Annotated in this window: 25 protein-coding genes and 1 riboswitch; of the genes, 15 read left to right on the top strand and 10 right to left on the bottom strand. The window is 73.1% G+C overall.

Annotated features, from left to right (window positions below; genetic code table 11):
* The first annotated feature begins 46 nt into the window (after nt 1–46).
* On the top strand, nt 47–541 hold the full coding sequence (locus AB0C21_RS31720; protein WP_500209178.1) for a MarR family winged helix-turn-helix transcriptional regulator: 495 nt from the start codon (nt 47–49) through the stop codon (nt 539–541).
* On the opposite strand, the gene AB0C21_RS31715 is transcribed toward AB0C21_RS31720, so the two are convergent.
* Complete coding sequence (locus tag AB0C21_RS31715) at nt 538–1626, bottom strand: winged helix DNA-binding domain-containing protein (RefSeq protein ID WP_500209176.1); 1089 nt, start codon at nt 1624–1626, stop codon at nt 538–540. The genes AB0C21_RS31720 and AB0C21_RS31715 overlap by 4 nt on opposite strands.
* Nucleotides 1616–2251 (bottom strand): TetR/AcrR family transcriptional regulator, encoded by a 636-nt coding sequence (locus AB0C21_RS31710; RefSeq protein ID WP_149263003.1) that lies wholly within the window; start codon nt 2249–2251, stop codon nt 1616–1618. The genes AB0C21_RS31715 and AB0C21_RS31710 overlap by 11 nt, the downstream gene beginning before the upstream one ends.
* A gap of 126 nt (nt 2252–2377) precedes the next feature.
* Here AB0C21_RS31710 and AB0C21_RS31705 point away from each other — a divergent pair, with 126 nt between their 5' ends.
* From AB0C21_RS31705 to AB0C21_RS31695, 3 genes are read left to right on the top strand one after another with little or no spacing between them, the layout of a single operon-like run.
* Nucleotides 2378–3205, top strand: a complete 828-nt coding sequence (locus AB0C21_RS31705; RefSeq protein WP_500209174.1) for a class I SAM-dependent methyltransferase — start codon at nt 2378–2380, stop codon at nt 3203–3205.
* A 13-nt stretch (nt 3206–3218) separates the two neighbouring features.
* The gene (locus AB0C21_RS31700; RefSeq protein WP_500209172.1) at nt 3219–4133 is read left to right on the top strand and encodes a saccharopine dehydrogenase NADP-binding domain-containing protein; all 915 of its coding nucleotides are present in this window, start codon (nt 3219–3221) and stop codon (nt 4131–4133) included.
* The gene (locus AB0C21_RS31695) at nt 4133–4750 is read left to right on the top strand and encodes a TetR/AcrR family transcriptional regulator (protein ID WP_500209170.1); all 618 of its coding nucleotides are present in this window, start codon (nt 4133–4135) and stop codon (nt 4748–4750) included. Before AB0C21_RS31700 ends, AB0C21_RS31695 begins: the two co-directional genes overlap by 1 nt.
* Nucleotides 4751–4800: 50 nt before the next feature.
* Here the strand turns inward: AB0C21_RS31695 and trpS are convergent, their stop codons facing one another.
* A complete protein-coding gene (trpS, locus tag AB0C21_RS31690; RefSeq protein WP_500209169.1) occupies nt 4801–5835 on the bottom strand; it encodes a tryptophan--tRNA ligase in 1035 nt (344 codons plus the stop codon).
* 225 nt (nt 5836–6060) lie between these two features.
* On the opposite strand from trpS, the gene AB0C21_RS31685 reads away from it, so the two are divergent.
* The 3 genes from AB0C21_RS31685 (at nt 6061) to AB0C21_RS31675 (ending at nt 8595) form a co-directional block, all read left to right on the top strand.
* Nucleotides 6061–6549: a MarR family winged helix-turn-helix transcriptional regulator gene (locus AB0C21_RS31685; RefSeq protein ID WP_500209167.1), complete on the top strand. Its 489-nt coding sequence runs from the start codon at nt 6061–6063 to the stop codon at nt 6547–6549.
* Between the two features lie 72 nt (nt 6550–6621).
* Entirely contained in the window at nt 6622–8076 is a 1455-nt protein-coding gene (locus AB0C21_RS31680) for an MFS transporter (RefSeq protein WP_500209166.1), read from the top strand.
* A 51-nt stretch (nt 8077–8127) separates the two neighbouring features.
* Nucleotides 8128–8595 carry a pyridoxamine 5'-phosphate oxidase family protein gene (locus AB0C21_RS31675; RefSeq protein WP_500209164.1) on the top strand — a complete coding sequence of 156 codons (468 nt, stop codon included), beginning with the start codon at nt 8128–8130 and terminating at the stop codon, nt 8593–8595.
* A gap of 241 nt (nt 8596–8836) precedes the next feature.
* Here AB0C21_RS31675 and AB0C21_RS31670 read toward each other — a convergent pair whose 3' ends face one another.
* Genes AB0C21_RS31670 through AB0C21_RS31655 form a run of 4 tightly spaced genes read right to left on the bottom strand, consistent with a single transcriptional unit; the run spans nt 8837 to nt 11968 of the window.
* Entirely contained in the window at nt 8837–9745 is a 909-nt protein-coding gene (locus AB0C21_RS31670; RefSeq protein WP_149263011.1) for a M56 family metallopeptidase, read from the bottom strand.
* Entirely contained in the window at nt 9742–10125 is a 384-nt protein-coding gene (locus AB0C21_RS31665) for a BlaI/MecI/CopY family transcriptional regulator (protein ID WP_149263012.1), read from the bottom strand. The genes AB0C21_RS31670 and AB0C21_RS31665 overlap by 4 nt, the downstream gene beginning before the upstream one ends.
* 38 nt (nt 10126–10163) lie before the next feature.
* The gene (locus AB0C21_RS31660) at nt 10164–10841 is read right to left on the bottom strand and encodes a response regulator (protein ID WP_500209162.1); all 678 of its coding nucleotides are present in this window, start codon (nt 10839–10841) and stop codon (nt 10164–10166) included.
* Entirely contained in the window at nt 10838–11968 is a 1131-nt protein-coding gene (locus AB0C21_RS31655; protein WP_500209160.1) for a sensor histidine kinase, read from the bottom strand. The genes AB0C21_RS31660 and AB0C21_RS31655 overlap by 4 nt, the downstream gene beginning before the upstream one ends.
* A 135-nt stretch (nt 11969–12103) precedes the next feature.
* On the opposite strand from AB0C21_RS31655, the gene AB0C21_RS31650 reads away from it, so the two are divergent.
* Nucleotides 12104–13288 (top strand): glycosyltransferase 87 family protein, encoded by a 1185-nt coding sequence (locus tag AB0C21_RS31650; protein ID WP_500209159.1) that lies wholly within the window; start codon nt 12104–12106, stop codon nt 13286–13288.
* On the opposite strand, the gene bluB is transcribed toward AB0C21_RS31650, so the two are convergent.
* On the bottom strand, nt 13182–13811 hold the full coding sequence (gene bluB / locus AB0C21_RS31645) for a 5,6-dimethylbenzimidazole synthase (protein WP_500209157.1): 630 nt from the start codon (nt 13809–13811) through the stop codon (nt 13182–13184). The genes AB0C21_RS31650 and bluB overlap by 107 nt on opposite strands.
* Before the next feature lie 35 nt (nt 13812–13846).
* Nucleotides 13847–14040, bottom strand: a riboswitch (cobalamin riboswitch).
* A 142-nt stretch (nt 14041–14182) separates the two neighbouring features.
* Between bluB and AB0C21_RS31640 the strand changes: the two genes are divergently transcribed.
* From AB0C21_RS31640 to AB0C21_RS31630, 3 genes are read left to right on the top strand one after another with little or no spacing between them, the layout of a single operon-like run.
* The gene (locus tag AB0C21_RS31640; RefSeq protein ID WP_500209155.1) at nt 14183–15109 is read left to right on the top strand and encodes an LLM class flavin-dependent oxidoreductase; all 927 of its coding nucleotides are present in this window, start codon (nt 14183–14185) and stop codon (nt 15107–15109) included.
* On the top strand, nt 15106–15783 hold the full coding sequence (locus AB0C21_RS31635) for an alpha/beta fold hydrolase (RefSeq protein ID WP_500209154.1): 678 nt from the start codon (nt 15106–15108) through the stop codon (nt 15781–15783). The genes AB0C21_RS31640 and AB0C21_RS31635 overlap by 4 nt, the downstream gene beginning before the upstream one ends.
* Nucleotides 15784–15799: 16 nt before the next feature.
* Entirely contained in the window at nt 15800–16477 is a 678-nt protein-coding gene (locus AB0C21_RS31630) for a winged helix-turn-helix transcriptional regulator (protein WP_500209153.1), read from the top strand.
* 22 nt (nt 16478–16499) lie between these two features.
* Here the strand turns inward: AB0C21_RS31630 and AB0C21_RS31625 are convergent, their stop codons facing one another.
* A complete protein-coding gene (locus AB0C21_RS31625; protein ID WP_500209151.1) occupies nt 16500–17342 on the bottom strand; it encodes an SMP-30/gluconolactonase/LRE family protein in 843 nt (280 codons plus the stop codon).
* Nucleotides 17343–17461: 119 nt separating this feature from the next.
* Between AB0C21_RS31625 and AB0C21_RS31620 the strand changes: the two genes are divergently transcribed.
* From AB0C21_RS31620 to AB0C21_RS31610, 3 genes are read left to right on the top strand one after another with little or no spacing between them, the layout of a single operon-like run.
* Nucleotides 17462–18910, top strand: a complete 1449-nt coding sequence (locus AB0C21_RS31620; RefSeq protein WP_500209149.1) for an EamA family transporter — start codon at nt 17462–17464, stop codon at nt 18908–18910.
* Between the two features lie 40 nt (nt 18911–18950).
* Nucleotides 18951–19190 (top strand): ribbon-helix-helix domain-containing protein, encoded by a 240-nt coding sequence (locus AB0C21_RS31615; RefSeq protein ID WP_149263024.1) that lies wholly within the window; start codon nt 18951–18953, stop codon nt 19188–19190.
* Nucleotides 19187–19576 (top strand): hypothetical protein, encoded by a 390-nt coding sequence (locus AB0C21_RS31610; protein ID WP_149263025.1) that lies wholly within the window; start codon nt 19187–19189, stop codon nt 19574–19576. The genes AB0C21_RS31615 and AB0C21_RS31610 overlap by 4 nt, the downstream gene beginning before the upstream one ends.
* Nucleotides 19577–19598: 22 nt before the next feature.
* Here the strand turns inward: AB0C21_RS31610 and AB0C21_RS31605 are convergent, their stop codons facing one another.
* Nucleotides 19599–21911, bottom strand: coding sequence for an MMPL family transporter (locus AB0C21_RS31605; RefSeq protein ID WP_500209148.1), 2313 nt, complete (start codon nt 21909–21911; stop codon nt 19599–19601).
* Between the two features lie 71 nt (nt 21912–21982).
* Here AB0C21_RS31605 and AB0C21_RS31600 point away from each other — a divergent pair, with 71 nt between their 5' ends.
* Nucleotides 21983–22612, top strand: a complete 630-nt coding sequence (locus tag AB0C21_RS31600; protein WP_149263027.1) for a TetR family transcriptional regulator — start codon at nt 21983–21985, stop codon at nt 22610–22612.
* The last annotated feature ends 41 nt before the right edge of the window (nt 22613–22653 follow it).

Here is a 22653-nt window from a genome sequence, read left to right as displayed (position 1 = left end):
GAATCTTCAAGTCTTGAGGGTTCAAACGTGCAGGTAGAATGGGGGCATGGCCGAGACGACGGAGCCGCGGTGGCTCGACGACGACGAGCAGGAGACCTGGCGCGCCTTCCTGTGGACGTCCCGGCTGCTCGGCGAGGCCCTCGACCGCCAGCTCCAGCGCGACTCGGGCCTGCCGCACACCTACTACATGATCCTCGCGATGCTGTCGGAGGCGCCCGGCCGCGCGCTGACCATGACCGAGCTCGCCGAGATCGTGCACTCCTCCCCCAGCCGGCTGTCGCACGCCGTGAACCGGCTCGAGGAGGCCGGCTGGGTGAGCCGCTGCAAGCACGCCTCCGACCGGCGCACCACGATCGCCCGGCTGACCGACGCGGGGTTCGCCGTCCTCGCCGAGGCGGCGCCGGGCCACGTCGCCGAGGTCAGGCGGCACCTGTTCGACCCGCTGACCCGCGAGCAGATGCTGGAGTTCCGGGAGATCCTGCACGCCCTGCTGGGCTCGCTGGACCCGAACCACGAGGCGCCGTGCGCCCGCGAGGGCTAGCCGAACTCAACGCCGTGCGACTTCGCCGCGGGATGGGCCGCGGCGAGCAGGCGCATGCCCTCCTCCTCCAGCGCCGCGCGCGCCGGTCCCGGGACGGGGGCGAACGGGTCGACGCGCAGCACCGCCTCACCCCGGCTCTTCTCGATCTTCCACATGCCGTGGACGAAGCCGTCCACGAGGAACGTCGCGCGGATGATGCCGTTGACGGTGAAGACGCGCTTGCGGTGCTCCTCGCTGATGATCCGCGCCCGGTCGGCGTGGGACAGCAGCAGGTTGTCGAAGTCGGGGACGAACCGGACCGGCGCCTCCGCGTCGGGGCCGGGGCGCGGCGCGTCCGGAAGGTCGTACAGCGTCCGGCCGTTCTCGTCCCGGAACACCACCAGCTCGGGCCTGAGCCGCTCGACGACCTCGCCCAGGCGCGTCAGCCCGGCCCACTGCTGGACGTCCTGGACGCTCGCGGGCCCGAAGGCGGCCAGATACCGCCGCACCAGGTCGTCCGGCGAGGGGTCGGGCGCCATGGGCCCGAGCCAGTTCTCCAGGGTCGTGTGGCGCGCGACCCCCGAGGCGCCCCAGATCCCGCGCGGCGGGACCTGCACGAGCGGCAGCGAGAGCCGGACGGCCCAGGCCAGCAGCGCCGGGTCCTCGTCCGGCCACCGTTCGGCCAGCAGCGCGCGCAGGTCCTTGTCGGTTCGCGGCTCCTCCTCCAGCAGGGCGCGCGCCCACGCGACGACGGCCGGGAGGTCGAGGTGCTCCAGCTCCGCCGCCCGCGACCTCAGATGCCCGTCGAGGACCGCCTGGGTGAGCGGCCGCAGCGCGCGGGCGTCGCGGGCGCTGACCAGGTGCAGCGTCCCGCGCATCAGCACCATCCGCAGCGCCCGGCGGTCGGCGATCAGCTCCCCGGCCTCGTCGAGCCGGTAGTCCGCGAGCCGGCTCCACAGCCCGATGTGGGGCGGGCTCGGGGCCTGCGCCTGCATGCCGACCAGGTGCTCGATCGCGTCGAGCGCGGGCATGGCGTGCCGCTCCAGCAGGAGCTGCCGGGCCAGCAGCGCCCGGTTGAGCGCCCGTCGTCCCAGCTCAGTCGTCATAGCGCGTGACCAGTTCCTGCCAGCTCGGAGGAGGGCCGGGCAGTTCCCCCCGGTCCGTGAGGTGCATGGCGTCCAGGATCAGCGCCAGGTAGCGGTGCTGGAGCCGGTTCATCCGCTCGTCGTCGCCGATCCGGATGCCGTGCAGGTACTCCAGGATCACCGAGATGTCGCCGACCTCGATCTCGGGACGCAGCGCGCCCGCCTCCCGGGTCCGCTCCAGCAGCCGCTGCGTCGCGAGGTGGATCTCGCGGCCCTTGCGGCTCATGTCCTCGGTGACCTCGAAGGCGCCCGCCAGCCGCATGGTGAGGGAGCCCGCGCCGATGTCGAGGCAGCGGCGCATGAACGCGGCGAACGCCTCCCACGCGTCGCCGTCGTCGTCCAGGGCCGCCTCCACCTCGGCGAGGTAGCGGTCCATGCCCTCGTCGGCGAGCTTCTGGAGCAGGTCCTCCTTGCTCTTGTAGCGGCGGTAGAGAGCGCTGATCCCCACCCCGGCGTGCTCGGCCACCGCCGAGATCGGTGCGCCGGGGTCGGCGGTGAACACCGCCCGTGCCGCCTCCCGGATGAGTTCGTCGTTGCGTGCGGCCTGCGCCTTCCGCCCGCTCAGGGGCGCTCGTGCGGTCTCCATGCCCTCCATGGTAGGGGAACGAAGAATTCCGTTCTACGGTCGCCGGCCGAACCGCCTTGACGCGCGACGCCGCACGCCGCATTATGAACACACGTTCATGAACATGTGTTCATATGAGGAGGACCCATGACGGAGACCCACCCGATCGTCAACACCCACCAGGCGGAGGCATGGAACGGGTACGAGGGCGAGCACTGGGCCGAGCACCACGACCGCTACGACGCCATGAACGGCGGGTTCAACGACGCCCTGCTGGAGGCGGCGGCGATCGGGCCGCACGACCGGATCCTCGACATCGGCTGCGGCAACGGGCAGATCACCCGGCTCGCGGCGCGGCGGGCGTCCCTCGGCGGCGCGACCGGCGTGGACCTGTCCCGGCCGATGCTCGCCCGCGCCCGCTCCCTCGCCGCGCAGGAGGGCGTCGCGAACGCGGCCTTCGAGCGGGGCGACGCGCAGGTGCACCCCTTCCCCACCGGCGGCTTCGACGTCGCCGTCAGCCGGTTCGGGGTCATGTTCTTCACCGACCCGGTCGCCGCGTTCGGCAACGTCCGGCGGGCCCTGCGCGAGGGCGGCCGGCTGGCGTTCCTGTGCATGACGCCGCTCGCCGAGACCGACATGGGCGCGCTCGCGGCCGCGCTCCCGCCGCTCGACCACGCCCCCGTCGGGCACGACGCGGGGCCGCTGTCGCTGTCGGACCCGGACCGCGTCCAGGAGGTCCTCGCCGGCGCCGGGTTCCACGGCGTGACCAGCCGGAAGGTGGAGGCCGAGCAGATCTGGGGCCGGGACGCCCGCGAGGCCGGGGAGTTCTTCGCCGGCTGGGGCCCGATCCGCCACAACTACGGCTCGGGCGACCAGGTGCGCGAGGCCGTCACCGAGGCGATGCGCCCGTTCGAGCGCGACGGGGCCGTCCGCCTGCGCAGCACCGCGTGGCTGGTCACGGCGCGCCGTGCCTAGGCCCGGGACGACGATGAAGAGGGTCGTGGTCCTCGGCGGGTACGGCGCGGTCGGCCGCGAGGTCGTCGCGGGGCTGCTCGGACACGTCCCGGAGGTGGTGGCCGCCGGACGCGACCTCGCCAAGGCCCGCACGGTGCCGGGCGCGCTCGCGATGCGGATCGACCTTCGCGGCGACGACCTGGAGCAGATCGCGGCCGACGCGGTCGTCATGTGCGCGGAGACGGGCAACGCGCGGGTCGCCGAAGCGTGCCTCGCCAGGGGCGTCCACTACGTCGACGTTTCCGCGTCGCACGCGGTGCTCTCCGGCATCGAGGCGCTGGACAGGCTCGCCGCCGAGCGGAACGCCACGGCGGTGCTGAGCGTGGGCCTCGCGCCCGGCGTCACGAACCTGCTGGCCCGGGAGTCCGGCGGCGGGGAGGTGGACATCGGCGTCCTGCTCGGCGCCGGCGAACGGCACGGGCCGTCGGCCGTCGAATGGACGCTCGACTCGCTCGCCGGGCTGGGCGAGTCGTGGCGGATGCGGTTCCCCGAGCCCTACGGCGTCCGGACCGTGCACCGCTTCCCGTTCTCCGACCAGTACACACTTCCCGGACGCGTGCGCACGGGGCTCTGCCTCGACTCGCGCGCCATGACCGCCCTCCTCCCCCGCCTCGTCCCCTTCCGGGACCTGCGCCCGCTGCGGGCCGCGTTCCGCCGCGTCCACATCGGCGGGGACGGGTTCGCGGTGGCGGTCCGGTCCGGCGGGACGGTGCGGTCGTTCGCGGGACGGCGGCAGAGCCGGGCGACGGGCCTGGCCGCCGCGATGACGGTCCGGCGGCTGGACGGCATGCGGCCCGGCGTCCACCACATCGAGGACGTCGCCGGACCGGACTTCCTTCCCGACCTCGCCGCGCACGGATTCGAGCTCGCTCATTACGATGCGGGGTGATGTCACCTCGAAGAGCGGCCGCGCTGGGCGCCGGCGACCGGACCCTGCGCGACCACCTGATCGCCACGGCCGAGCGGTTGATCGCCGAGCGCGGGACGGCGGCCCTGACCGTCCGTGCGATCGCGCGTGAGGCGGGCGTCGCCGACGGCGTCCTCTACAACCACTTCGCCGACAAGGAGGAGCTGCTCGCGCACGCGCTCCTGGCGCACGCCGAGTCGGTCGCGCGGCCGCTCGGTCCGCTGCCCGAGCCCGGCACCGGCACGGTCGAGGAGAACCTGCGCGCGTACGTGGCGCACGGCCTGGCGCTGCACGACGGGATGCTGCCCGCGCTGACCGGGCTGATCGCGCACCCGGCCGTCCTCTCCCGGTTCGCCGCGCTGAGCGACCGGGGCGGCACCTGGAAGGAGCGGCTCGCCGCGTACCTGCGCGGCGAGCGCGACCTCGGCCGCCTCGCCCCGGACGCCCGGGTCGAGGCGGCGGCCTCGCTCATCGTCGGCGCGTGCCACGAGCCGGTGCTGTCGCTGCTGTTCGAGGGCCGGGGCCTCGCGCACCGGGTGCCGCCGGACGCCGTCGACGATCTCGTGGCGACCGTCCTCGACGGGATCGCCAAGCGGTAGGCCGAGGGCGGCCGGCCGCTAGGACGCCCCGCCGCTAGGAAGCCCCGCCACTAGGAAGCCATGGCCTCCCGGACCTCCTCCAGCGTGCGTTCCGCGACCGCGTTGGCGCGCTCGTCGCCCTCGGCCAGGACGCCGCGCAGGTACGCCCGGTCGGCGGCGACCTCGGCGCGGCGGGCGCGGATCGGGCGCAGGAACTCGTTCACCGAGTCGGTCACGACCTTCTTCAGCGCCGCCGCGCCGCCGTCGCCGATCTCCGCGGCGACGTCGTGCGGGTCGCGGTCCTGGCACAGCGCGGCGAGCAGCACCAGGCTGGAGACCTGCGGGCGCGTCTCGGGCTCGTAGGTGATGTTCCGGTCGGCGTCGGTCACGGCCCGCTTGATCAGCCGGGCGGTCTCGTCCTCGGTGGCGGAGAGGGCGACGGCGTTGCCGCGGCTCTTGCTCATCTTGCCGCCATCCGTTCCGAGCAGGAGCGGCGCGGACGACAGCAGGGCGTCCGGCACCGGGAAGACGGGCCCGTAGCGCTCGTTGAAGCGGCGCGCGATGGTCCGGGTGATCTCCTGGTGCGGGAGCTGGTCCCTGCCGACGGGTACAAGGTTCGCCTTGCAGAACAGGATGTCGGCGGCCTGGTGGACGGGATAGGTGAACATCAGCCCGCTCACCGCCGACTGCCTGGACGTCGCGATCTCGTCCTTCACCGTGGGGTTGCGGCTCAGCTCCGCGATCGACACCAGGGACAGGAACGGCAGCATGAGCTGGTTCAGCGCCGGGACGGAGCTGTGCCGGAAGATCGTCGCCCTGGACGGGTCGATCCCGGCGGCCAGGTAGTCGGCGACCAGCCCCTCGACGTACTCGGAGAGGCGGTCGGCCACGTCCCGGTCGGTGAGCACCTGGTAGTCGGCCACCAGGACGAACAGCTCCACGCCCGCCCGCTGGAGCCGCACGCGGTTCTCCAGGGTGCCGAAGTAGTGCCCGAGATGGAGCGGGCCGGTGGGGCGGTCGCCGGTCAGGATCCGGAAGGCTCCGGGGTCGACCGCGATGCGTTCCTCCAGCTCGCGGCTGCGGGCCTCGGGGGTGGTGGTGTCCATGGGTTCCTCCTCGTCGGGTCTGCGGCCGTCCCGCCTGGCCGGCCCGGGGCACCGAGGAAGAGGAAGGGCCGTCCAGCGGACGGCCCGATCGCATGCGTCACTGTGGCCGTCCTAGGACGGCCACCAGCCGAGACATGCGGTGCGCTTCACGCCGCCATGGTATCCCACCGGATGCGACTGCTGCCGGATAATCTGGAACGAAACCATCTTGGGTAGACTGGGCGCATGACCTCGATGGCCCCCGCCCGCACGCAGACGGACCTGTCGTTCCTGCTCGACCACACCAGCCACGTGCTGCGCGGCCGGATGACGGCGGCGCTCGCCGAGATCGGGCTGACGCCGCGCATGCACTGCGTCCTGGTGCACGCCCTGGAGGAGGAGCGCACCCAGATCCAGCTCGCCGAGATCGGCGACATGGACAAGACGACCATGGTCGTGACCGTGGACGCCCTGGAGAAGGCCGGCCTCGCCGAGCGGCGCCCCTCGTCCCGGGACCGGCGGGCCCGCATCATCGCCGTCACCGAGGAGGGCGCGCGGGTCGCCGCCCGCAGCCAGCAGATCGTCGACGGCGTCCACGAGGCGGCCCTCGGCTCGCTTCCGGAGGACCAGCGCGAGGCCCTCGTCCAGGCGCTCAACACCCTGGTCAGCGGGCATCTTGCCACCCCGCCGGAGACGCCCGGGCCGGCCCGGCGGGCCCGCGAGCGCCAAAAGTAAGACCCTCACAGATAGTCTGCAACGAAACTATCTGCTACGGTCTCTCCTGTTCCCCTCGAACAGGAGATGACCATGTCCTCCCTCTCGCTCTCCCCGCTCCGCTCCCGGTGGGCGGCGCTCGGGGTGCTGTCCGCCACGATGCTGATGACGATCCTGGACGGCAGCATCGTCACGGTCGCGGCGCCCGCCATCCAGGACGACCTCGGCTTCTCGCCCGCCGGGCTGAGCTGGATCATGAACGCCTACCTGATCCCGCTCGGCGGCCTGCTGCTGCTCGCCGGGCGGCTCGGCGACCTCGTCGGCCGCCGGACGCTGTTCCTCGCCGGCAACGCGGTCTTCACCGCCGCCTCGGTGCTGGCGGGCGCCGCCACCACGTCCGGCCTGCTGATCGCCGCCCGGTTCCTGCAGGGCGTCGGCAGCGCCCTCGCCTCCGCCGTCGTGCTCGGCATCCTGGTGACCCTGTTCACCGACCCCCGCGAACGGGCCAGGGCGATCGGGGTGTTCAGCTTCACCGGCGCGGCCGGCGCGTCCATCGGGCAGGTGCTCGGCGGCGTGCTCACCGACGCGCTGAGCTGGCACTGGATCTTCCTGATCAACCTGCCGATCGGCCTGGCCGTGATGCTGCTCGCCCTCCCCGCGCTGCCCCGCGACCGGGGCGTCGGGCTGGCCGCCGGCGCGGACGTCGCGGGCGCGGTGCTGGTCACGTCCGGGCTGATGCTGGGCATCTACACCGTCGTCAAGGTCGAGCGGTACGGGTGGCTGTCGGCGCACACGCTGGGGCTCGGCGCCGTGTCGCTGCTGCTGCTCGCCGGTTTCACCGCCCGGCAGGCCCGCGCCGCGACGCCGCTGATGCCGCTGCGGATCCTGCGCTCCCGCAACGTCTCCGGCGCCTACGTCGTCCAACTGCTCACCCTGTCGGCGATGTTCTCGTTCCAGGTGATCGTCGCCCTCTACATGCAGCAGGTGCTCGGCTACAGCGCGCTGGACACCGGCCTCGCGATGCTCCCCGCGGCCGTGGCGATCGGCGCCGTGTCGCTCTTCGCGTCCGCTCGGCTCTCGAACCGGTTCGGCGAACGGTTCGTCCTGGTGGCCGGGCTCGTCCTGCTGATCGGCGCCATGACCTGGCTCACGACCGTCCCCGTGGACGCGGACTACGTCACCGACCTGCTCCCCGTGTTCGTCCTCATCGCCGGAGGCGGGCTCGTGCTGCCGTCGCTGACCGGGCTCGGCATGTCCAGCGCCCGCCCCGAGGACGCGGGGCTCGCCTCCGGCCTGTTCAACACCGTCCAGCAGGTCGGGATGGCGCTCGGCGTGGCGGTCCTGACCACGCTCGCCGCCTCCCGCGTCGAGTCCCTGCGGGCGGACGGGCGGAGCACCGCCGCCGCCCTCACCGGCGGCTACCACCTGGCGTTCACCGTCTCGGCGGGCCTGCTGGTCGCCGCGCTCGCGGTGTCGCTGATCGTCCTCCGCCGCCCGGCGCCCGCGGCCGGCGCCGCGCCGGTCGAGTCCGCCCCCGCCGCCGTCTGAACCCACTGCCCGTCCGAACCCGTCCCCCACCGAGCTCTGAAGGAGATCACGATGACCGAGTACGGCCCCGGCCAGGGACCCGGCCCCAAGCCCGTCACCGAGGACGAGCTGTCCCGGCTCCTGGGCGAGCAGCAGTTCGCCGTCCTCGCCACCAACAAGAAGAACGGCCACCCGCACGTCTCCACGGTCGTCTACACGTGGGATCCGGGCGAGCGCGTCGTGCGGATCTCCACGACGGACGGGCGGGCGAAGGTGAAGCAGCTCCTGCGCGACCCGCGCGCCGCGCTGCACGCGTCCGGCCCCGGCCACCTATCGTTCGCGGTCGCCGAGGGTGCCGCGGAGCTGTCCGCCGTCAGCGAGGAGCCCGGTGACGCGACCGGCCGCGAGCTGCTCGCGATGACGCCGGGCTTCGACGACCCGGCCGACGAGCGGGCGTTCCTGGAGCAGATGGTGAAGGACCGGCGGCTGGTGATCCGCCTGCGCGTCGACCGCCTCTACGGAACTGTCCTGGCCGACTAGCGGCACGGTGGGCGGCGCCGGAGGGTCAGGGCGTGTTGCGAAATGGCCTCGGCCGTGCGCGCGAACGCGTGACCTGCCCGGTGGAGCGAAGCCGGAGGCGAGCGGAACCGGGCGGATCGCGAAGCGATGCCGCGTTCGCCCAGGCCCGGTCACGTAGCGAGCCGCCAGGCGAGCTACGTGGGCCGGGACTGTGGCAAACACAGCCGCCAGGCGAGCGAAGTGGGCCGGGACTGCGGAAAAACTAGTGCGGCAGGACGAGGAGCAGCAGCGGGAGGCCGGCGATGACCGGGACGGCGATCGACGCGGCGACGCGGACGCGGCGGGGCAGCGGCTCCGGCTCCAGCAGCCGGTTCACCCGCGCCATCACCGGGATGTCGCTGTGCGAGGCGACGCCGAGCGTGCCGGACGGCGCGGCGGCCGGGCGGGCGGCGGCGAAGCGCAGCAGCGCGGTCGCCAGCTCGCGCGGCGGCCGGCCGTGCCGGGCCCGGTCGTCGGCGGCCATCTCGATCAGCAGCTCCACCGCGTCCAGGCACCGTCCGACCAGCCGGAACTGCGGGAAGACCTGGCGCAGCGACGCGAACGGCAGCAGCACCAGGTCGTGCCGCTCGCGGGCGTGGGCGCGCTCGTGCGCGAGCACCGCGGCCAGCTCGCCGCGGTCGAGCAGCTCCAGCGTGCCGGCGCTGACGACGACCTTGGACGAGCGGACGCCCGGCACGCAGTACGCGGCGGCGCCGGGGTGGTCGAGGACGAGGGTGCCGGGCACCGAGGAGTCGCGGCGCGACACCAGCGCGAGCAGCGCGCGGTGCCGCCGCCGGGCCCGCACGACCCGCAGCACCGCGAACATCAGCATGACCAGGAGCACGCCGGTCAGGCTGATCGCGGCGAGCAGGGCCGCGACCTGCACCGGGTTGAGCCGGGCCGCCTGGTCGTCGTACAGGCCGGGCAGCCCGCCGAGGACGCCCTTGCGGTACGGGATCAGGGCGAGCCCGAGCAGGGCGCCGATCGTGGCGACGCCCCAGCACAGCCCGAGGGCCTGCCAGAGCGCGATCCCGATCCGAGGCGTGCGCCACGTCCACCGGGCCCGGGACAGCAGGTGCGCCCCGCCGACGGTCCCCAGTGAGATCAATGCGAGCAGGGCGGTGCCGGTCATGCCGGAGGTTCCTTGCCGGTGATGCCCGCGAGGGTCTGGCGGATCACGTCGATCTCGTCGCTCGACACGGAGCGGACGAAGTGCGCGAGCGCCGCGTCGCGGTCACCGGTCTCGTTCAGGGCCCCGAGCATGAGCTCGGTGACGTACATCTCGCGGCTCGCCACCGGGTGGTAGCGCCAGGCGCGCCCGTCGCGCTCGCGTTCCAGGAAGCCCTTCTTCGCGAGCCTGTCGAGGACGGTCATGACCGTGGTGTGCGCGAGGTCGCGGTCGTCGGCGAGGGCACGGCTCACGTCCCGGGCGGTGGCCGCCGGGCGTCCGGCTTCCTCCCGTGCCCACAGGACCTCCATGACCGTGCGTTCGAGCTCTCCCAGACCCTTCACGCAAACCAGATTATCCGACGGTCCCGGCCCTCACCACGTCAGGTAGTACTACCGCCTGTAGGGGGTGCTACGAGGCCGAGCTCGTAGGCGATGATGACGAGCTGGACGCGGTCGCGCGCGCCGAGCTTGGCGAACAGCCGCGCGACGTGCGCCTTCGCGGTGGCCACGCTGATGACCAGCTCCGCGGCGATCTCCTGGTTGGACAGGCCGCGCCCGACGAGGGTCAGCACCTCCCGCTCGCGCTCGGTGACGCCCTCCACGTGCCGGGACCGCCCGGCGGCCGGTTCCGGACGCGCCGCGAACTCCTCGATCAGCCGCCGGGTGACGCTCGGCGCGATCAGGGCGTCCCCGCCGGCGACGACGCGGATCGCCGCCAGGATCTCCTCCAGCGCCATGTCCTTCACGAGGAAGCCGGCGGCGCCCGCCCTGAGCGAGCCGTAGACGTAGTCGTCGTCGTCGAAGGTGGTCAGCATCAGGACGTGGGCGGTGCCGGGACCCGCGCCGCTGATCCGCCGGGTGGCCTCGATGCCGTCCATGTCGGGCATGCGGATGTCCATGACGACGACGTCCGGGGCCGTCTCCGCCACGAGCCGGACGGCCTCGGCCCCGGTCGCGGCCTCGCCCACGACCTCCATGCCGGGGGTGTCGGCGATCAGGACGCGCAGGCCGGCGCGGATCAGCGGCTGGTCGTCGGCCAGCAGGACGCGGATCGTCATGCGGCCGCCGCCGGCGCCGGGATCCGCGCCGCCACCCGGAACCCTCCGCCGGGGCGCGGCCCGGCGGCGAACTCGCCGCGCAGCAGGGCGACCCGCTCCCGCATCCCGACGAGGCCGTACCCGGTGCCCACCACGCCGCCGCGCCCGTCGTCCTCGATCTCGACGGCCAGGTCGCCGTCGCCGTAGCCGACCGTCACCCGGCAGCGGTCGGTGCCCGCGTGCCGGACGACGTTCGTGACCGCCTCCTGGACGATCCGGTAGGCGGACAGGTCGACGTCCGGCGGCAGGGGCCTCGGCTCGCCCGCCGTCCGGACGTCGACCGCGACGCCCGCGTCCCGCGCGGCCTCGGCGAGGCGGTCGAGGCCGGCGAGGCCGGGGGCGGGGCCGAGCGGCGCCGCCCCCGGGTCGTCCTTGCGGAGTGCGGTGAGCATCCGCCGCAGCCCGGACAGGGTGTCGCGGCTGGTGGCCTCGATGGCCGCCAGCGCGTCGCGGGCGTCGGCGGGCCGGGTGTCGATGACCCGTCCGCCCACTCCGGCCTGGATCGCGATGATCCCGATGCTGTGGGCGACCATGTCGTGCAGCTCCCGCGCGATCCGGAGCCGCTCGGCGGAGACGGCCTGCGCGGTGGCCTGCTCCCGCATCGCCTCGGCGTGCGCGCGCCGCGTCCTGATCGAGTTCCCCGCCATGAACGCGACGGCCGCCCCCAGCAGGACGGTCATCAGCAGCACCTCGTCGGCCTGCAGGAACGCGGTGACCGCCGCGGCCTGGAGGAGGAACGTGGTGACGGCGACGGGGACGGAGACCTTCCGAGGGCGAGTCGCCGTGATGTACCCGGCCGAGACGCCGGGGAGCAGGACCAGCAGGCCGCCGACGGTCCCGACCGGCAGGGCCAGCAGGGCGAGGATCCAGGCGAGGAGCAGGATCACGTGGGCGACCGTCGCCCGGCGCCGCAGCAGGAAGAGCACGAGGACCGTGAGCCCGGTCGAAAGGGGGATCTCCAACTGCTGGAAGGCGGTCCTTCCATGGGAGAACGTGACGAACAGGACCACCGGGTAGACGGCGGCGCCGCTCCAGGCGAGGACCGTCCCCGTGCCGCGGCTCAGGCGGCGCAACGGCAGGGCTGACATGCGCCGATCGTAACCGCCGCCCCCGTCCCGGCACATTGGCCCGGGGGCGTAATCCCGCAGGCTACAAAGTGCCTTTCGCCAATGTGTCCGGTGGCTCGATGCGCGGTCCGGGCCTCCGGCGACACCGTTGCCGGCATGAAGCGCTGGGCGCCTTTCCTCCTCGCCGTCGAAGTCCTCGCAGTCGTCGTCTTCTCCGCCGTGTACGACTCCCTGGACTTCCGCATCTACTGGCTGGGCGGCCATATCGTGACGGACGGCTCGCGCCTCTACCAGGAGCAGGTCGCCGACCACTACTTCACCAACACGCCTTTCATGGCGGCGCTGTTCGTTCCGCTGGCCGCCCTGCCGCTCGTCCTTGCCCGCATGCTGTGGCAACTGGCCTCGCTGGGCGCCTTCGTAGGGGCGTGCGCGCTGACGGCGAGAATGGCCGGTCACAGAATCCCACTCGTGGTCGTGGTGGCGGCAGGCCTGCTCCTCCAGCCGGTCTGGCAGTCGTTCTTCCTGGGACAGGTCAATCTCTTCCTGCTCGCCCTGGTCCTCGCCGACCTGTACCGCGTCGCCCGAGGCCGTCCGGCCGGAATCGGCATCGGAGTGGCGACCGCGATCAAACTGACGCCCGCCGTCTTCGTCGTCCTGCTCCTGTTGAGCCGGCGGACCAAGGACGCCGCCACGGCCGCCGCGACCTTCGCCGTCTGCACTTTCCTGGCCTACGCCGTCGCCCCGGACGCGTCCCGCCTCTACTGGCTGCACACCTTCTACGACACCTCTCGCGTGGGCGCCCCGTACATCAGCAACCAGTCCCCTTACGGCACGCTGGCCCGCATATCGGGGGGAACGGCCGAGGTCGGCGACTGGTACACGCCCGTTCCGCCGGCCATCGGCGTCTCCGGCCTCGCGGTCGCCGCCGTCTGGGCGAGGCGAGGCGACTGGCTGAGCGCGACGGCGATCACCGGCGCGACGGGCCTGCTCGTCTCCCCGATCTCCTGGGCGCACCACTGGGTGTGGATCGTCCCGGCCCTGGCGGTGCTCCTGCGGAACGGCCACCGCAAGAGCGCCGCGGCCGCCTACGTCCTCTTCGCCGTCTCGCCCTTGTGGTGGACGCCCCGCGACGGCGGCCCGCGCGAGTACGGCTTCCACCTCCTGACCCCGGTCGCCAACTGCTATCTGCTCGCGGGCCTGTCCTTCCTGGCCTACATGGTCCTCCGCCTCCGGGTCAGCCCGCAGCCCCCGTCCAGCGGTCGTGATGGACGGCCGCGTCCAGTGCCCTGCGGCGCCGCCAGCCGTGCCGTTCGAGATCCGGAACGCGTTCCAGGTGGGTGACGGGGCCGAGGCAGAGCCAGGCGACCGGACGGATCGTCTCCGGGATGCCGAGCAGGTCGCGCAGGTACGGCTCCCGGTAGAACGACACCCATCCGACGCCGAGCCCCTCGGCGGTCGCGGCGAGCCACAGGTTCTGGATGGCCAGGCAGACGGAGTACAGCCCGGCGTCGGCGATCGCATGCCGCCCGAGGACCGCCGGGCCGCCGCGCTCGGGATCGTAGGTCACCACGATCGACAGGCTTGACTCCAGCACCCCGTCGATCTTGATCCGGGCGAAGCGCTCGGCGGCGGCGCCCGTCAGGGTGGCGGCGAAGGCGGCCCGCTCGGACCGGACGTGGCCGTGGAAGGCCCGCCGGAGGGCAGGGTCGCCGACAAGGACGAAATCCCAGGGCTGGGACAGCCCGACGCTCGGCGCGGCGTGCGCCGCCGCCAGGACCCGGTCGAGGACGTCCCGCGGAATCGGTTCCCCGGTGAACTCGCCGCGCACGTCGCGGCGGCGGTGAATGGCGTCATAGATGTCCATGGGCAGGCTCCCGCTGCGACAGGCCGCCGCGAACTGCGGCCGTGTGGAGCGGGGCCGGTCTTCGGACTCCCGGATCGATGCTCGACCGCCCGCCTTCCCGGCCTGACGGCCAGTGGCCGCGCGTACGCGCGTGGGCGGCTGCTCCCCGGTCACCGCGGCGGGCCCGTGCCGGATTCTCACCGGCTTCCCGATTCTCCCCACATGGGGCACCCCGCATCAGTTCATGCCACCCGGAACCCTACCGAGACGACCACTCCCTCAGCGATCACGGGGCCGCTGCGAAGCGTATCCTACTGCTCCTTGAATCTCATACTTCAAAAATGAGAAGTCAACGGTTATGGTTGCGGAACCACGATCGGTCGGAGGGGACGATGGCGAGGCTGGAGGTCGGCTACTTGCTGCCGACGAGAGAGCAGGACCTGCTGGGCGAGCACGAACCCGGGCGCCTCATCGCCCAGGCGCGGCGCGCCGAGGAGATGGGGCTGGACTCGGTCTGGGCGGGCGACAGTCCCGTGACCAGGCCGCGCGCCGATCCGCTGATGCTGCTGGCCGCCGCGGCGCAGGCCACCGAGCGGGTCGCGCTCGGCACGGCGGTGCTGCTGCCGGCGCTGCGCCATCCGATCCTGCTGGCCCACCAGCTCGCCACGCTCGACCGCCTGTCGGACGGGCGGCTGATCGCGGGCATGGGGGCCGGGTTCCCGGTGCCCGCCACCGAGGCCCAGTTCGCAGCGGTCGGGATCGGGTTCGGCAGCCGCGTCAGCCGGATGGAGGAGTCGATCGAGGCGATGCGGCGGCTCTGGTCCGGCGGCGCGGTCTCCTACGAGGGCCGGCACTTCGCGTTCTCGGACGTGCGGCTCGCGCCCCCGCCGAAGCGTCCGGGAGGGCCGCCGATCTGGCTGGCGGGGGGCGGGCCGGCGCTGCCGCGCGTGGCCCGTCTCGCCGACGGATGGCTCCCCTACCCGCCCGAGGCGGCGACGTACGCGGAGGAACGCGAGCTCATCGGTGCCGCGACCCCGGCCCTGTACGCGACGCTCTGCCTGGACGACGACCCGGAGAAGGCCCGCGACCGGCTGCGGACGAGCATCGAGCGCTACTACAACGCGCCGCTGGAGTTCGTCGCGTCCATCCAGGCGTTGTTCGCCGGAACCGCCCGCCAGGCCGCCGACTGGCTGAACGGCTACATCAAGGCAGGCGCCCGCCATCTCGTGATCCGGCTGGCGACCGATGACCACGACGCGGACCTGGAGCGGTTCGGCGACCAGGTCCTGCCCCTGCTGCGCGAGGAGGCTCGCCGATGACCACGTTCGTTCTCGTCCATGGGGCGTGGCACGGCCCTTGGGCCTGGGACCGCGTCGTCCCGCTGCTGCACGCCGCCGGGGCGCGCACGCTCACCCCGGACCTCAGCGCCGTCGGCGACTACGGCCTCCACGACCACGCCGAGGCGGTCGCCGCCGCGCTCGACACCGTCCAGGACGAGATCGTGCTGGTCGGGCACAGCTACGCGGGCCTGGTGGTGCGGGAGGCCGCCGACGCGCGGCCCGACGCGGTCGGCCACATCGCCCTGGTGGACGGATGGGCCGGGCCCGACGGCGCCGGCATGTTCGATCTGGCCCCGGACGCGTTCGTCCAACTGGCCCGGACGGCGGCCGAGACGTTCGGCGACGGATGGCGGATCCCCGCCCCGCCCCCGGCGGCGTTCGGCATCACGGACCCCGGCACGGCCGACCGCCTCGCACCACGCCTGCTCCCCCAGCCGCTCCGGACGTTCACCGAGCGCACCCGCCTCAGCGGCGCCGTCGACCGGATCCCCGGAACGGCCGTCTACTGCAGGCCGCTGACCTACCCCTTCGACCGGTTCGGCAAGGACGCCGGATACCGGACGGTCGCCCTCGACGGCCCCCACGACGTGATGCTGACCGACCCGGAACCGCTCGCCCGCCTGCTCCTGGAGGTTCAGGAACGGGAAGCGTGAAGTCTAGAGTGAAGAAGTGGAACAGCGAACGTACAACCAGTACTGCGCGACCGCGCGCACCCTCGACCTGGTCGGCGAGCGCTGGACGCTGCTGCTGGTCCGCGAGCTGCTGACCGGGCCGAAGCGGTTCGGCGACCTGCAGGCCAGCCTGCGCGGCCTCGGCACCGGGCTGCTGGCCGCCCGGCTGAAGCACCTGGAGCGCGAGGGCCTGGTCCACAAGATCACGCTGCCGCCGCCCGCCCGCACCCCCGCGTACGCCCTCACCGAGGCCGGCGAGGAACTCGGTCCCGCGATCCTCGCGATCGCCAGGTGGGGGCTGAGGTGGGCGATGGGCGAGCGGCGGCCGGACGAGACCTTCCATCCGGGCTGGACGGTCCTCGGCCTGCGCGCCTGCTTCGATCCCGAGGCCGCCGCCGGGCTCCGCGCGGTGTACGAGTTCCGCGTCGACGACGAGGTCTTCCACGCCCGGGTCGAGGACGGGACGGTCGAGGTCCTCCACGGCCCCGCGCAGCGCCCGGACGCGACCATCACCATCAGCGAGGAGGCGCTCGTCGGCCTGACGGGCGCCGGCGGCACGTTCACCGAGGCGATCCGGAGCGGCGCCGCCTCGGCGTCCGGCGACCGGGAGGCGCTGCGGCGGCTTCAAGGACTGTTCCGCCTGCCGCCCGCGGGCTCCCGCGAACCCGCCGGTTGATCACCCTGGGGGCGGGCGTGCGTCAGGGCCGGCCCGCGCCGGGCACGTCGACCTCGACGGTGAGCACCCGGCCGCTGCCGGGCGCCACCATCTCGGCCTCGGTCATGCCGCGCCACCCGGCGGCCGTGACGAACAGCGTGGTCCCGGCCGGCCCGCCCAGCACGCAGGCGAAGGCTCCGCGGTCGAGGTCGACGGTCCGCAGCACCTCGCCGCCCTCGGCGACGCGCACGCACCGCTGGTTGGGGACGTCGGCGTACCAGACGGCGTTCTCCGCGTCCATGCAGATGCCGTCCGGGACGCCGTCGCCGAGGTCGGCCCAGACCCGGCGGCCGGACAGGTCCCCGTCGGCGCCGATGTCGAAGGCCATGAGACGGCTCCGGTAGGAGTCCGCGACGATGAGCGTGGAGTCGTCCGGCGTCACGGCCATCCCGTTGGGGAACGCGATGTCGTCCGCCACCTCGCGCACGGAGCCGTCCGCCCGCACCAGGGCGACCGTCCCGGGCTCGATGTCCTCCCCCGCCATCGGGTCGAAGTTGACGCGGTTGACGTAGATGTCGCCGCGGCCGTCGGCGACGATGTCGTTCCATCCCGGCCGGCCGAGTTCGGCGTGCGCGGCGAGGGATCCGTCCGGTTCCCGGCGCAGCAGCCGCCCGTCCCCCGACGAGACGATCACCAGCCGGCCGTCCGGGAGCCAGGCGGTGCACAGCGGGAGCGACTTCACCCGCGCCACCACCTCGGCGGCCCCGTCCAGCCCCACCGCGACGACCTCGCCGGCCGTCCAGTCGGAGAAGTACAGCCTGCCGTCGTGCCAGCGCGGCGACTCGACCAGTCCGCGGCCGTCGAGCAGCGTCCGGACCTCGTCCATCTTCCTCACCGTCCTTCTCGAGCACCGATGTTCCGCCCTCTACACGAACGGCCACCGCCCGGATCGACACGACGGGCCGGGAAAATGCGCAGTACCTCGAAACGAGGTACTGTTCCGGCGTGTCCGGTAGATGGTGGAACGGCATCCTCGGCGGATGGGTGACCCTGACGCTCGGTGTCCCCTTCCTGCTCATCGCGATAGCGGGACGCGCACTCCCGGCCGACGTGCTGGCCTGCGCCCGGTTCGGCCTCGCCGGGCTGACGCTGCTCGCGGTCATGGCCGCGCGGGGCGGCGGGCCGGCCGCGGTCGCCGCGATCTCCAGGCTCGCCCGGAACAGACCGGGCGACCTGCTCCTCGTCGGGCTGTGCGGCGCGGCGGCGCCGTCCGTCCTGATCACCGTGGGCGAGCACCACGTGGAGACGGGCCTGTCGTCGCTGCTCCTGGCCAGCACGCCGATCTGGATCGCGGCCGGCGGCCACGTCCTGCTGCCCGCCGAACGCCTTCGGGCCGCGCAGACGGCATGCCTGGCCGTGGCGCTGTGCGGGACGGCGCTGCTGACCACGGGCGGGCACGCGTCCGGGCGGTCCCCGTGGCCGCTCCTCCCGCTGGCGGCGGCGGTCAGTTACGCGTGCGCCAACCTGGCCGTCCGGAGCCGGCTCCGGACGGAGGACGCGCTCACCCTCACCTGCGCCCAGATGACCGTCGCGGCGATCGTGACCGCGCCGTTCGCCGCCGTCCACGTCCCGGACATCGTGTGGAGCCCGCCGGCCTGGGCGGCCACCGCCGCGCTCGGGGTGGTCTGTTCGGGTTTCGGATGGCTGGCGAACACCGTGCTGGTCCAGCGGGTGAGCGCCGTCCGTGCTTCACTGGTCTCCTTCGCGGCCCCGGTGGTCTCCATCGCGCTCGGGGCGGTCGTCCTGGAAGAACGCCTGTCACCGCTCCAACTGGCGGCGGCCGGGATCGTGCTCACGGCCGTGGCGGCGTTCGGCGCGATGTCACGCACGCCGAGACGGGAGGTACGGGCCATCCTCGAACTCGCGATCCTGGGGTTCCTCGCCGAACACGACATGCACGCCTACGAGCTGAGGCGGCGCATCACCCTGCTCATGGGCCACGCGCGCCCGGTCAGCGACGGCTCCCTGTACCCGGCCCTCCAGCGGATGCGGCGCCGCGGCCTGCTGGCCGGCCGCACCGAACCCGGCGAAGGCGGCCCGGCCCGGCAGGTCTACACGCTCACCGGCGCGGGCCGCACCGAGCTGCTCCGCCGCCTCACCGGGCCGGACGACCTGGAGATCTCGGACCGCAACCGGTACTTCGTCCTCCTGGCGTTCCTCCACCTGCTGCCGTCGCCCGAGGCCCAGGCGGCGGTCCTCCGGCGGCGCCTGGACTTCCTGGACGACCCGAAGCGCGGATTCTTCGCCGACGGCGACCGGCCCCTCCGCCAGGACGAGCTGGCGTCACCGTTCCAGGCCGGAATCCAGCACATCGCCCGCGTCACGTCCGCGGCCGAACGGGACTGGCTGGCCGGCACGCTCGCGACGCTCCGCCCCGAGACCTCGACCCCCTGAGTACACACTGGAGGGCCTCCGAGTGTGTATCGTGTGCTCCATGGCGAGACTCAACATCACGCTGCCCGACGAGCTTGCCGCCACGCTCCAGGGGCTCGCCGAGGACAAGAAGATCGCCTCGGTGTCGGGATTCCTCGCGGACGGCGCGCGGCTGAAGCTGGCCTACCTGCGGGACGCGTCCACCATCGACGACCTCTTCGGGCCGCCGAGCCCCGACGAGCAGGCCATGGTCGACCGGCTGGTCGAGGGCGGACCCTCGTCCCGCCGGGACGTCGCGTGATCACCGGTCACGTCTTCGACGCGACCGCACTCCTGGACCTCGCGACCGGCAAGACCGTCTACGTCCGCGCCCGGCTCCGCGCGTCCATCGCCCAGCACGCCACGATCGTCATCCCGGCGACCTCGCTCGCCCGCGCCTGGCAGCTCGTCCCCGACCACGGCCGCGCGGTGCTGGAGCGCCTGCCCGGCATGCAGGTCGTGCACGTCGACGACCTGGACGACGTGATCGCCCAGCAGACCGGCCTGCTGGTCACGACGATCCCGAACCTCGGCATGGACGCCGCGCAGGCCGCCTGGTCCGCCCGGTGGCGCCGCTGGCCGCTGATCACCGCCGACCCCGGCCTCTACGAGGCCGTGCCCGGCGTCCGCGTGGAGCAGATCCCCTAGGCCACTGCCGCCCCGGCCGCGCTCAGGTCGTGAGCTCCAGCTCCAACTGCTCGGCGACGGGTTCCGGAGGAGGCGGCGGCGCCGTCGGGCGGGAGCCGCCGGGCCACCACCAGTTGGCGTGGCCGAGCAGGCTCATCAGCGCGGGGACGAGCATGAGGCGGACGATCGTCGCGTCCATGGCGACGGCGATGGCCAGCCCCAGGGCCATCATCTTCACCATCGGGTCCGGCTGCGGGACGAAGCTGGCGAACACGAAGATCATGATGAGCGCGGCCGAGGTGATGAGGCGGGCGGTGGCCCCGATGCCGATCACGACGGACTCGTGCGGATCGCCCGTCCGGTCGTACTCCTCCTTGATCCGCGACAGCAGGAAGACCTCGTAGTCCATGGACAGCCCGAAGATCAGGGCGAACATGAACAGCGGAATGAACGACATGATGGGGATGGCCTGGTCGACGCCGAACAGCCGGACGCCCCAGCCCCACTGGAAGACGGCCGTGACGACGCCGAACGAGGCGCCGATCGACAGCAGGTTCATCAGGGCGGCCTTCACCGGGACGATGACCGACCGGAACGCGATGACCAGCAGCAGGAGCGCCACCCCCACCACCGCGACGACGACGGTCGGCATGCGCTCCCCGACCGTGGTGGCGATGTCGATGATCGCGGGGTTCTCGCCGCCGAGGTAGATCCGCGTACCCGGATGCGCTTCCCGGACGTCGCGGATCTCGGTGTTCCGCAGCCGGTGGACGAGGTCGGTGGTGGACGCGGCGTGCGGGGCGTCCTCCGGGACCACCTGCAGGATCGCGGTCGTGCCGGCCACCACGGGCTCCCCGACGAACGCGACGCCGGGCACCTCGGAGAGCGTCCGCTGGAGTTCCTGGCCGATGAGGACCGCGCGCTTGTCGGGCTTCTTGTTCGGATCCGGCGCGCCCTTGGGGAGGGACGGCCGCGGGGACGGGCTCGGCCGGGGCCCCGCCGGACCCGTCAGGCCGGACAGGCCCTCGCCCGCCTCGACCGTCGGCACCACGCGCTTCGGCTTGACGCTCTTCTCCGCGCCCGGCACCTTCGCGACCACGACGAACGGGCTGTAGTGGCCCGCGCCGAACTCCCGGGCGACGATGTCGTAGGCCTGTCGCGCCTCCATCTTCGGCGACGACATGCTGTCGGCCATCACGCCGAACCGCAGGCTGAGGGTCGGGATGGAGAGCGTCAGCAGGACGAGGCTCGCGACGATGGCGTAGGGCCAGGCGTGGCGGTCGACGTGGCGTCCCCACGCCGTCCAGCGGCCCGAACTGCGGTCCGGCCGCACCCGGGCCAGCCGGTACCGGTCGATGCGCGTGCCCAGTGAGCCGAGGATGGCGGGCAGCAGGGTCAGCGCGGCGGCGACCATGATGGCGACGGCCAGCGCGGCGGCGATCCCGATGCGTCCGACGAAGGCGATCCCGGACAGGAACAGCCCGCAGATCGCGAACACGACCGTGCCGCCGGCGAACACGACCGCGTGGCCCGAGTGCGCCATCGCGCGCCCGACCGCGGTCTCGACGTCGTCGCCCTCGGCGAGCTGCTGCCGGTAGCGGGTCACGATGAACAGGGCGTAGTCGATCCCGGCGCCGATGCCGAGCATCGCGGCGACCATCGGCGCGGTGGGCGCGATCTGGAACATCGACGCCAGGAAGTGGATCAGCGAGTACGCCACCACCATCCCGCACAGCGACACCACGATCGGGATGCCCGCGGCGAGGAACGAGCCGAACGCCAGCAGCAGGACGACCATCGCCAGCAGGATCCCGACGCCCTCCTGCGGCCCGCCCTTCGGCTGGTTCAGGATCATCGCGGCGATCCCGCCGAACTCGACCTCCAGCCCGGCCATCCGGGCGGGCTCGACCGCCCGGTTCAGCGCGTCGAGGTCGGCATGGCCGATGTCGCTCATCGTGCCGGTGAAGTTGAGCCGGACGGCGACGGCCTTGTCGTCCTTCAGCCCGCCCATCCCCTGCACGTACGGGTTCTCGACGTACGCCACCCGGTCGAGCTTGGAGATGTTGTCGATCGACTGGCCGACGGTGAGCGCGACCCGCCAGTCGGCGGGACTCGCGTCGCGGGTCTGGTGGAACACGACGGTCGCGGTCGGCCCGGTCATCGCGGGGAAGTCCTGCCCGAGCGTGTCGAGGGCGCGCTGCGTCTCGATGCCGGGCAGCGTGCTCTGCTGGACGAACATGCCCCCGTGCATGACGCCGAGGACGCCGGCGCCGAGCATCAGGGCGACCCAGAGTTCGAACACCGTGCGGCGCCTGCGCACGCAGAACCGTCCGAGCACCTCCAGGAAACGCGCCATGCCCGAAGAGAACACCTATCCATGAAGTTTTGCAATAGATGCAACTTTGCAGTCATGGTAACGTCCGTCACATGGAGGAGGACGCCGGCGGGCCGGGGCTGCGGGAGCGCAAGAAGCTGCGCACCCGCCAGGCCATCGCGACGGCCGCGCTGCGCCTGTTCGCCGAGCGCGGCTACGAGGAGACGACGATCGCCGACATCGCCGCCGCCGCCGACGTCTCACCCCGCACGTTCTTCAGCTACTTCCCCTCCAAGGAAGACGTGATCTTCGCCGAGATCGACGACCGGCTCGCCGAGGTCGCCGAGCGGCTGCGCCCCACCCCCGGCGAGACGCCGATGGCGACCATCCGGCGCAGCATCGTGGACGTCCTGGAGGCGGTGGTCGCCGAGCACCGCGACTACGGCCCGGTCCAGGTCGCGCTCATCCTGGAGCGCCCCGCCCTGCGCGCCCGGGCCCTGCAGCGCATGACCGACGCCCAGGACGCGATCGAGGCGCTGCTGCGCGAGCTGTGCCCCGGCATCTCCGAGATCGACGCGGTGGCCGCGGCCGGCATCGCGGTCGGCGGCATGCAGGCGGTCGTGGCGCACTGCCGCCGCGAGGGCTACGACCCCCTGTCCATGCGCACCGCCCTCGACCGGGCCGTGGACATCGTCGAGCACGGCCTGGTCTCGGTCGACGCCCTGTCCCGCCCCGCCCCCTGAGCCGCCGGGCACCGGCGGCGGAGGCGCCCGCCCCCGGTGCC

The organism is Spirillospora sp. NPDC049024 (assembly GCF_040649235.1).
Classification (GTDB): Bacteria; Actinomycetota; Actinomycetes; order Streptosporangiales; family Streptosporangiaceae; genus Spirillospora.
Note: the sequence above shows the minus strand (reverse complement) of the source record. Positions and strands in the feature narration are given on the sequence as shown.

Excerpts from the sequence above, each read along its gene's own strand:
- AB0C21_RS31720 (WP_500209178.1), top strand. The coding sequence starts at position 47 with ATGGCCGAGACGACGGAGCCGCGGTGGCTCGACGACGACGAGCAGGAG.
- AB0C21_RS31715 (WP_500209176.1), bottom strand. The coding sequence starts at position 1,626 with ATGACGACTGAGCTGGGACGACGGGCGCTCAACCGGGCGCTGCTGGCC.
- AB0C21_RS31710 (WP_149263003.1), bottom strand. The coding sequence starts at position 2,251 with ATGGAGACCGCACGAGCGCCCCTGAGCGGGCGGAAGGCGCAGGCCGCA.
- AB0C21_RS31705 (WP_500209174.1), top strand. The coding sequence starts at position 2,378 with ATGACGGAGACCCACCCGATCGTCAACACCCACCAGGCGGAGGCATGG.
- AB0C21_RS31700 (WP_500209172.1), top strand. The coding sequence starts at position 3,219 with ATGAAGAGGGTCGTGGTCCTCGGCGGGTACGGCGCGGTCGGCCGCGAG.
- AB0C21_RS31695 (WP_500209170.1), top strand. The coding sequence starts at position 4,133 with ATGTCACCTCGAAGAGCGGCCGCGCTGGGCGCCGGCGACCGGACCCTG.
- trpS (WP_500209169.1), bottom strand. The coding sequence starts at position 5,835 with ATGGACACCACCACCCCCGAGGCCCGCAGCCGCGAGCTGGAGGAACGC.
- AB0C21_RS31685 (WP_500209167.1), top strand. The coding sequence starts at position 6,061 with ATGACCTCGATGGCCCCCGCCCGCACGCAGACGGACCTGTCGTTCCTG.
- AB0C21_RS31680 (WP_500209166.1), top strand. The coding sequence starts at position 6,622 with ATGTCCTCCCTCTCGCTCTCCCCGCTCCGCTCCCGGTGGGCGGCGCTC.
- AB0C21_RS31675 (WP_500209164.1), top strand. The coding sequence starts at position 8,128 with ATGACCGAGTACGGCCCCGGCCAGGGACCCGGCCCCAAGCCCGTCACC.
- AB0C21_RS31670 (WP_149263011.1), bottom strand. The coding sequence starts at position 9,745 with ATGACCGGCACCGCCCTGCTCGCATTGATCTCACTGGGGACCGTCGGC.
- AB0C21_RS31660 (WP_500209162.1), bottom strand. The coding sequence starts at position 10,841 with ATGACGATCCGCGTCCTGCTGGCCGACGACCAGCCGCTGATCCGCGCC.
- AB0C21_RS31655 (WP_500209160.1), bottom strand. The coding sequence starts at position 11,968 with ATGTCAGCCCTGCCGTTGCGCCGCCTGAGCCGCGGCACGGGGACGGTC.
- AB0C21_RS31650 (WP_500209159.1), top strand. The coding sequence starts at position 12,104 with ATGAAGCGCTGGGCGCCTTTCCTCCTCGCCGTCGAAGTCCTCGCAGTC.
- bluB (WP_500209157.1), bottom strand. The coding sequence starts at position 13,811 with ATGGACATCTATGACGCCATTCACCGCCGCCGCGACGTGCGCGGCGAG.
- AB0C21_RS31640 (WP_500209155.1), top strand. The coding sequence starts at position 14,183 with ATGGCGAGGCTGGAGGTCGGCTACTTGCTGCCGACGAGAGAGCAGGAC.
- AB0C21_RS31635 (WP_500209154.1), top strand. The coding sequence starts at position 15,106 with ATGACCACGTTCGTTCTCGTCCATGGGGCGTGGCACGGCCCTTGGGCC.
- AB0C21_RS31625 (WP_500209151.1), bottom strand. The coding sequence starts at position 17,342 with ATGGACGAGGTCCGGACGCTGCTCGACGGCCGCGGACTGGTCGAGTCG.
- AB0C21_RS31615 (WP_149263024.1), top strand. The coding sequence starts at position 18,951 with ATGGCGAGACTCAACATCACGCTGCCCGACGAGCTTGCCGCCACGCTC.
- AB0C21_RS31605 (WP_500209148.1), bottom strand. The coding sequence starts at position 21,911 with ATGGCGCGTTTCCTGGAGGTGCTCGGACGGTTCTGCGTGCGCAGGCGC.
- AB0C21_RS31600 (WP_149263027.1), top strand. The coding sequence starts at position 21,983 with ATGGAGGAGGACGCCGGCGGGCCGGGGCTGCGGGAGCGCAAGAAGCTG.